The organism is Kitasatospora putterlickiae (assembly GCF_039527695.1).
GTDB classification, from domain to species: domain Bacteria; phylum Actinomycetota; class Actinomycetes; order Streptomycetales; family Streptomycetaceae; genus Kitasatospora; species Kitasatospora putterlickiae.
Genome location: NZ_BAAAKJ010000385.1, coordinates 1 through 5,048, shown reverse-complemented (window position 1 = coordinate 5,048; position 5,048 = coordinate 1). Strand labels below are relative to the sequence as shown.

General features: G+C 72.2%; 3 protein-coding genes. 2 read left to right on the top strand and 1 reads right to left on the bottom strand.

Annotation, left to right across the window (positions count from 1 at the left end; genetic code table 11):
• Positions 1 to 159: 159 nt before the first annotated feature.
• Positions 160 to 1,509 carry a glycoside hydrolase family 18 protein gene (locus ABD308_RS33545; protein WP_344343452.1) on the top strand — a complete coding sequence of 450 codons (1,350 nt, stop codon included), beginning with the start codon at positions 160 to 162 and terminating at the stop codon, positions 1,507 to 1,509.
• Positions 1,510 to 1,537: 28 nt separating this feature from the next.
• Here ABD308_RS33545 and pepN read toward each other — a convergent pair whose 3' ends face one another.
• The gene (gene pepN / locus ABD308_RS33540) at positions 1,538 to 4,102 is read right to left on the bottom strand and encodes an aminopeptidase N (RefSeq protein ID WP_344343450.1); all 2,565 of its coding nucleotides are present in this window, start codon (positions 4,100 to 4,102) and stop codon (positions 1,538 to 1,540) included.
• Between the two features lie 247 nt (positions 4,103 to 4,349).
• Between pepN and ABD308_RS33535 the strand changes: the two genes are divergently transcribed.
• A complete protein-coding gene (locus tag ABD308_RS33535) occupies positions 4,350 to 5,000 on the top strand; it encodes a mycothiol-dependent nitroreductase Rv2466c family protein (RefSeq protein WP_344343448.1) in 651 nt (216 codons plus the stop codon).
• Positions 5,001 to 5,048 lie beyond the last annotated feature (48 nt).

Here is a 5,048-nt window from a genome sequence, read left to right as displayed (position 1 = left end):
CCCTCCTTCGCTTCCCTGTCCGGCCACCCCCGCTTTGCCGGCCTTTTGCATAGTGCGCCGACCCGGTCCGACCCCTTGTGCGGCACCGGCGCGATGGACTAAACCTCTTGTTCCAGCTGGTCCAGACCAATTGACGCTGATTCAGAGAATAGGTCCGGTATGCCCATTCGCCGCCCCGCCCTGCTCGCCGCAGCCACCGTCGCCGCGCTGCTCGCCTCCACCGCCGCCACCGCCACGGCCAACGCCGCCGACGGCGCCAAGGGCCCCAAGCTGAAGGGCCAGCGGGTCGGCTACTTCACCTCGTGGGGCGCCGAGAGCACCGCCAAGCGCGTCCAGGAGACCGGCCAGGCCGGCCGGCTCACCGTGATCAACTACGCCTTCGGCAACGTCTCCGCCGAGGGCACCTGTTTCGAGAGCAACGAGGCCGGCCAGGGCGACGCCTGGAACGACTACCAGCGTCCCTTCTCCGCCGCCGACTCGGTGGACGGCGTCGCAGACGCCCCGGGCCAGGCGCTCAAGGGCCACTTCAACCAGCTGCGCAAGCTCAAGGCGAAGAACCCGCAGCTCAAGGTGGTCATCTCGCTGGGCGGCTGGAGCTGGTCCAAGTACTTCTCGGACGCCGCCGCCACCGAGGAGGCCCGCCAGAAGTTCGTCTCCTCCTGCATCGACCTCTACATGAAGGGCGACGTGCCGCGGCTGGCCGACTCCCCGGAGGGCGGCGAGGGCGTGGCCGCGGGCGTCTTCGACGGCATCGACGTCGACTGGGAGTACCCGGGCGGCGGCGGTGACGCGGGCAACGTGGTCCGCCCCGAGGACGGCCGCAACTTCACCCTGCTGATGGAGGAGTTCCGCGACCAGCTGGACGAGCTGGCCCAGGAGCGCGCCCAGGCCGGCAAGGGCAAGGGCAAGAAGCCCGAGCACTACCTGCTGACCGCCGCCGTCGCCGCCAACGAGACCGTCGCCGACCGGCTGGAGCTGCCCGAGCTCGCCGAGTCCGTCGACTGGCTCAACCTCATGACCTACGACCTGCACGGGCCGTGGGAGGGCAAGGGCCCGACCAACCACCACTCCCCGCTCTACTCCGACCCCACCGACCCGGACGCGCGCCAGCGCAGCTCCGACAAGGCCGTCGACCACTACGCCCAGCGCGGCCTGCCCTCCCAGCAGACCGTCCTCGGCACGCCGTTCTACGGCCACGGCTGGACCGGCGTGCCGGCCGGCAACCGCAACGGCCTCTACCAGAAGGCCACCGGCACCGTGCCGGACCTCACCTACAAGGAGCTCAACGCGCTGCCCGGCTCCACCACCTACGTGGACCGCGACCACGGCGCGTCCTGGAAGTACGACGGCAACACCTTCTACAGCTTCGACTCGGCCGAGGTGCTCACCGAGAAGGCCCGCTACGCCCGCTGGAACGACCTGGCCGGCGTGATGGTCTGGGCGCTGGACGGCGACGACGCCAAGGGCAGCGCGATGGCCGCCCTGGACAAGGGCCTGCGCGGCAAGTGACCCGGCGCTGACCCCGCCGTCCGTCGGTTCAGGCCCGGTCGCAGGCCTGCGCCCGCAGCGCGCGGGCCAGGTCGTCCCGGCGCTCCAGCACCAGGCGGCGCAGCGCGGGCGCCGCGTCCGGGTGCCCGGTCAGCCAGGCGTCCGCCTCGGCCAGGGTGGCCTCGTCCACCTGCGCCTGCGGGAAGAAGCCGCCGACGATGCGCATCGCGATCTCGATGGTCCGCTCGGCCCAGACCCGCTCCAGCAGCTTGAAGTAGGGCGCGGCGTAGAGCGCGGTCAGGTCGCGGTGGGCGGGCACCGCGAAGCCGGCGATGTTGGCCTCGACCAGCGCGTTGGGCAGCTCGTCGGAGTCGATCACGGCGGACCAGGCGGCGGCCTTGGCCTCCGGGGTGGGCCGGGCGGCCAGGCACTGGGTGTGCTGGCGGCGCCCGCTGGCGGTGTTGTCGGCGGCGAGTTCCCCGGCCAGCTCCTCCTCGCCGGCCTGGCCGGCCGCGGCGAGCGCCAGCCACAGCGCCCAGCGCAGCTCCTGGTCGACCTCCAGGCCGTCGATCCGGGCGGTGCCGGCCAGCAGGCCGCGGACCAGGCCGAGGTGTTCGGAGCCGTTGGCGGTCTGCGCGAGGAAGCGGGCCCAGGCCAGCTGGTGGTCGCCGCCGGGGGCGGCGGCGCGCAGCTCGCGCAGCGCGCCGTCGGCGAGCAGCCGGCCGCCCTCGCCGCGCCAGGCCGGGTCGGCGTAGAGGTCGACGGCGCCCTTGGCCTGGCTGTGCAGGGTCTGCAGGACGCCGATGTTGGCCTCCTGGCCGGCGAACCGCAGGACCAGCGCCACGTAGTCGCGGGCCGGCATGAGGGCGTCGCGGGTGAGGTTCCAGACGGCGGACCAGGCGAGCGCGCGGGCCAGGTCGTCCTTGATGTCGCCGAGGCCGGTGCGCAGGGTCTCCAGCGACTCCTGGTCGAAGCGGACCTTGCAGTAGGTCAGGTCGTCGTCGTTGAGCAGGACGAGCGCGGGCCGGGTGCGGCCGGCGGCCTCGGCGACGACGGTGCGGGCGCCGGTGACGTCCAGTTCGAAGCGGTCGGTGCGCACCAGCGCGCCGTCGGCGTCCCGGTCATAGAGGCCGACCGCGATCCGGTGCGGGCGCAGCACGCCGCCGTCCTGGAGGACGGCGAGTTCGGTGATCCGGCCCTCGGCGTCGGCGGTGAGCTGCGGGGTGAGGGTGTTGACGCCGGCGGTCTGCAGCCAGGCTGCGGCCCAGGACTTGAGGTCGCGGCCGCTGGTCTCCTCCAGGATGTCCAGCAGGTCGGCGAGTTCGGTGTTGCCGAAGGCGTGCCGCTGGAAGTAGCGGCGGGCGCCCTCGAAGAAGGCGTCGGCCCCGGCGTACGCCACCAGCTGCTTGAGCACCGAGGCGCCCTTGGCGTAGGTGATGCCGTCGAAGTTGAGCTTGGCGTCCTCAAGGTCGCGGATGTCGGCGGTGATCGGGTGGGTGGTGGGGAACTGGTCCTGCCGGTAGGCCCAGGCCTTGCGCTGGTTGGCGAAGGTGACCCAGGCGGAGCGGTAGCGGGTGCCGGCGCCGACCAGGCCGTAGGAGCCCATGAAGTCGGCGAAGGACTCCTTCAGCCACAGGTCGTCCCACCAGCGCATGGTGACCAGGTCGCCGAACCACATGTGGGCCATCTCGTGCAGGACGACGTTGGCGCGGCCCTCGTAGGCGGCGTCGGTGACCCGCGAGCGGAAGACGAACTCCTCGCGGAAGGTGACGCAGCCGGGGTTCTCCATGGCGCCGATGTTGTACTCGGGGACGAACGCCTGGTCGTACTTGCCGAAGGGGTACGGGTAGCCGAAGCGCTCGTGGAAGAAGTCGAGTCCGAGCTTGGTGACGCCGAGGATCTCGTCGGCGTCGAAGTGCGGGGTGAGCGACCTGCGGCACATCGCGGAGAGCGGGATGTCCAGCACGGTGCCGTCGTCGAGGGTGCGGCTGTAGTGGTCGCGGGCGACGTGGTACGGGCCGGCGACGACGGCGGTGAGGTACGTGGAGATCGGCTTGGTGGGCGCGAACTCCCAGGCGCGGGCGCCGGCTTCGGCGGTGACCGTCAGGTGCGGGGCGTTGGACCAGACGTCCCAGGCGGCGGGCGCGGTGACGGTGAAGGTGAACGGGGCCTTCAGGTCGGGCTGTTCGAAGGTGGCGAAGACCCGGCGGGCGTCGGCCGGCTCGTAGTGGGTGTAGAGGTAGGTCTCGCCGTCGGCGGGGTCGGTGAAGCGGTGCAGGCCCTCGCCGGTGCGGCTGTAGGCGCAGTCGGCCTCGACGGTGAGCACGTTCTCGGCGGCCAGGCCGTCGACGTGCACCCGGGCGCCGTCGTAGGCGGTGGCCGGGTCGAGGGCGCGGCCGTTGAGGGTGACGGCGCGCACGGCGGGGGCGAGCAGGTCGACGAAGGTCGACGCGCCCGGTTCGGCGCAGCGGAAGGCGATGGTGGTGGTGGAGCGGAAGGTGGCGGCCGCGGGGTCGGGGGCCGAGGTCACGTCCAGCTGGACGCGGTAACCGTCCACGGTGAGGATGCTGGCCCGCTGCTGGGCTTCGTCGCGGCTCAGGTTCTTGCCCGGCACGGCGGTACTCCTTTGTCCGGCTCGCACGGTGGTGCGGTCTTCGCTGGTGCGGTGGTGCGGCGCGCTGTGGTGCTGCGGGGGCATCCTTTCACGCCCTCCGCGCCGGTACCATTGCACAACTCGGGCGGGCTGGGCGGAATCAGCGGCGCGGGCCGGGTTGTTGCCGTTCCGGGGGAGCGGTCGAGCGTGGCCGCGGGCCCCCGACGCACACTCCTCTCTTCCGGACGACTCTCGAAGGACGACAGCCGTGACGACTTCCGCTGGCGCCGCCGGCGCCGCCGAGCGCAAGACCGCCGACTTCTGGTTCGACCCGGCCTGTCCGTGGGCCTGGATGACGTCCCGCTGGCTGATCGAGGTGCAGCGGCTGCGCCCGGTGGACGTGAACTGGCACGTGATGAGCCTGTCGGTGCTGAACGAGGACCGGGACATGCCGCCGCAGTACCGGGAGCTGCTGGACAACGCCTGGGGCGCGGTGCGGGTGTGCGTCGCGGCCGCGAAGCAGCACGGCGACCAGGTGCTGGGCCGGCTCTACACCGAGCTGGGCACCCGTTTCCACAACGAGGGCCTGCCGCAGAACCGGGAGACGATCGAGGCGGCGCTGGTGGCGGCCGGGCTGCCGGCCGAGCTGGCGGACGCGGCCGGCACCGACGCGTACGACGACGCGCTGCGCCTGTCGCACAAGGAGGGCATCACCCTGGTCGGCGAGGACGTCGGCACCCCGGTGATCGCGGTCGAGGGCGTGGACGGCGAGCGGGTCGCCTTCTTCGGCCCGGTGGTGACGCCGATCCCGCGCGGTGAGGCCGCGGCCCGGCTGTGGGACGGCACCCTGCTGGTCGCCTCGACGCCGGGCTTCTACGAGATCAAGCGGACCCGTACCGCGAGCCCGTCCTTCGACTAGATGAGTGATGCCAAGGGTTAGTGGTCGTAGGCGATCAGCGAGCGCATG